General features: G+C 68.2%; 2 protein-coding genes. One reads left to right on the top strand and one right to left on the bottom strand.

The genetic code is table 11. From position 1 onward, the window contains the following. Window positions 1-153: 153 nt before the first annotated feature. Entirely contained in the window at window positions 154-1,749 is a 1,596-nt protein-coding gene (locus tag AC04L7_RS15585) for a serine hydrolase (RefSeq protein WP_435998161.1), read from the bottom strand. 88 nt (window positions 1,750-1,837) lie between these two features. On the opposite strand from AC04L7_RS15585, the gene AC04L7_RS15580 reads away from it, so the two are divergent. After that, on the top strand, window positions 1,838-2,987 hold a 1,150-nt coding region (locus AC04L7_RS15580), incomplete at its 3' end, for a TIGR03862 family flavoprotein (RefSeq protein ID WP_475513361.1).

The raw sequence follows: 2,987 nt of genomic DNA, 5'->3' as shown, positions 1-2,987 counted from the left end.
GCACTCGTGGGAGCGACGCAACTCGCGAGTTTCCGACAGGTGAGGAGGCGGACCTCTTCCGCAAAAAGGATGCCCGACGTCTGTCGACCGGCGCGCTGAGATGCATCCATCGCGACTTACGTCGCTCCCACCATCTGCCATCCCCGCCGTTCGCTACTCCACCGGCGCCAGCCGCAGGTCGTGGAAGTCGAAACTGAAATCGGTCAGCGGCGAGATCGCTTCCATCCGCGCCTCGCGGATGCCGCCGTCGGGTTTCAGCGAATACGTCAGGAAGGCGTCGGCGTTGAGCCAGCGTTCTCGCCAGCGCACCACGAAGGTGTCGTGCTGCCAGTGCTGCAGGTCGCCGACCAGTTCCGGCGTGCGGCTGAAGCGCAGCACCAGGCGCTCGCCTTCCTGGGCCACGATGACATCGCCATACCACGGGTCGCGCAGCGTGCCGGCGTACTTCGCAAGCGGCAGCGAGGGCTTCGACATGGCGTCGCGCGCGGCCTGCAGTTTCTGCCAGTGTTCGTCGGCGTTGCCCTTGGCCTGCGCCACCTGCGCCTGGTAGGCGGCCAGCCAGTCGGTGCCGCTGTCCGCAAGGTAGGCGTCCAGTACCTTCAGCGTCACGGCATTGAAGGCCGCACCCACCTCCTGGTTCGTCAGTACCACGACACCGAGCTTGCGCTCCGGCACCAGCGTCACGCGCGACACCATGCCCGGCCAGCCGCCGGTATGCCACACCAGCTTGCGGCCCTGGAAATCGGAGACCATCCAGCCTTCCCCGTAGCCCAAGAAATTCGGTCTGGCGGCCTTCAGTGCTTCCACCTTGGGTTCCGTGATCGGGATCGGCGTGACCAGCGACCACATCGCCTTCTGGCGCTCCGGCGTGAACAGCGCATGCTCGCGCCCGTGCGCATCCCGATAGGTGCCGCCGGCGAGCTGGGCGTTCATCCATTTCGCCATGTCGTTCACGCTGGCATAGATTCCGCCTGCGCCGGCGACATTGCGCCACGTCATCCGCGGCGCCGGCTGCAGCGTGGTGAAGTCGGCCATGGCGTGGCCGGTGGCGACATTGTCGCCCGGCTTCAGTGCATCGCTGTTGTAGCGCGTCTCGCGCATGCCCAGCGGCTGGAAGAAACGCGTGCGCAGGAACTGGGCGTAGGACTGGCCGCTGGCCTGCTCCACCACCAGCTGGGCCACACCGTAGAGGATGTTGTCGTAGGCATAGCGTTCGCGGAACCCGCCGCTCAACGGCACATCGCGCAGGCGCTCGGCCACTTCGCGGTTGCTGTAGGTGGTGGTGGGCCAGTACAGCAGGTCGCCCGCACCCAGTCCCAGCCCGCTGCGGTGAACCAGCAGGTCGCGGATGCGCATCTCGCGGGTGACATAAGGATCGGCCATGCGGAACCATGGCAGGTGGTCGATCACGCGGTCTTCCAGGGAGAGTTTGCCTTCGTCGGCCAGCATGGACAGCGAGGCCGAGGTGAACGCTTTCGTGTTCGAGGCGATGGCGAACATCGTGTGCGCGTCGACCTTGGCCGGTTTGCCGAGCTCGCGCTCGCCCCAGCCTTTCGCCAGCACCACCTCGCCGTCCTTCACCACCGCCACCGCGATGCCCGGTACATCGAACGCCTTGCGCACCGATTCGACGTAGGCATCGATATCCTGCAGCTCGGGCGGCGGCGATGGCGCCCCGGCGAGCGCCACCGGCGCGGCAAGGCAGAGCAGCAAGAGCGCGCGGCGCGCGACCGCAGGCGACATCGACATCGGCAGATCCCCTTCACGTGTTGCGCACGACGATACCGCAGGCCGTGCATCCGCCGGGAGTGCTGTCCGGGCACGGCATACTATGCGGATGCCTTCACCCCGTAGCGATGCCCCACCCCTCCCGCACACCGTCGCCGTCATCGGCGGCGGGCCGGCAGGCCTGATGGCCGCCGAAACGCTGCGCGCCGCGGGGCTGCAGGTCGACCTGTACGACGCGAAGGGCTCGGTGGGAAGGAAGTTCCTGATCGCCGGCAAGGGCGGCATGAACCTGACCCACTCGGATCCGTTCGAGGTGTTCGTCACGCGCTACGGCACGCGCACGCGTGAGGTCGCCGCATGGCTCCGCGACTTCGATGCAGATGCCTTGCGTACATGGGCGAGCGGATTGGGCGTGGAGACATTCGTCGGCACGTCAGGTCGCGTGTTCCCGTCCGATCTGAAAGCCGCACCCCTGCTGCGCGGCTGGGTGCGACGACTGCGCGAACAGGGCGTGCGGTTCCACGTACAACATCGCTGGCTGGGCTGGGACGATGCGGGCGCGCTTCGCTTCGCCGCTCCCGACGGCGAAGTCGCCATGCGCGCCGATGCTGCGTTGCTGGCCATGGGCGGCGGCAGCTGGCCGGAGCTGGGGTCCGATGGTGCCTGGGTGGCGCCGCTGAAAGACAAGGGCATCCACGTCGCGCCCTTGCAGCCATCGAACTGCGGCTTCGACATCGACTGGAGCGAACACCTGGCGACGCGCTTCGCCGGCGCGCCCCTCAAGCCCGTCGTCGCGCATTGGCATGACGCCGACGGCACGCCGCAGCAGCGCCAGGGCGAATGCGTCATCACCGCCACCGGCATCGAGGGCAGCCTGGTCTACGCGCTGTCGCCGATGCTGCGCGACGCCCTCGCACGCGACGGCGAGGCCACGCTGGTGCTGGACCTGCTGCCGGGGCGTGAGGAACGCGATCTTGTGCGCCGGCTGGCGAAGCCACGCGGTTCGCGCAGCCTGAGCGAGCACCTGCGTCGCGAAGCGGGCGTGAGTGGCGTGCGTGCGGCACTGCTGTACGAAGTGCTCGACAAGGCTGCGTTGTCCGATCCCGCGAAGATCGCCGCGACGCTGAAGCGTTTCCCCTTCCGCCTGCAGCGTCCCCGCCCGATCGCCGAGGCCATCAGCAGTGCCGGCGGCGTGGGGCTGGACGCGGTGGACGGGCGCCTGATGCTGAGCGACCTGCCCGGCGTGTTCGTGGCCGGCG

The sequence above is a fragment of the Pseudoxanthomonas sp. LjRoot204_2 genome, from assembly GCF_056175765.1.
The sequence above is the reverse complement of the archived record's forward strand: the minus strand, read 5'-3'. Positions and strand labels throughout refer to the sequence as shown.

Bases quoted from the DNA above. Each gene is read 5' to 3' on its own strand.
- AC04L7_RS15585 (WP_435998161.1), bottom strand. From the start codon at position 1,749: ATGTCGATGTCGCCTGCGGTCGCGCGCCGCGCGCTCTTGCTGCTCTGC.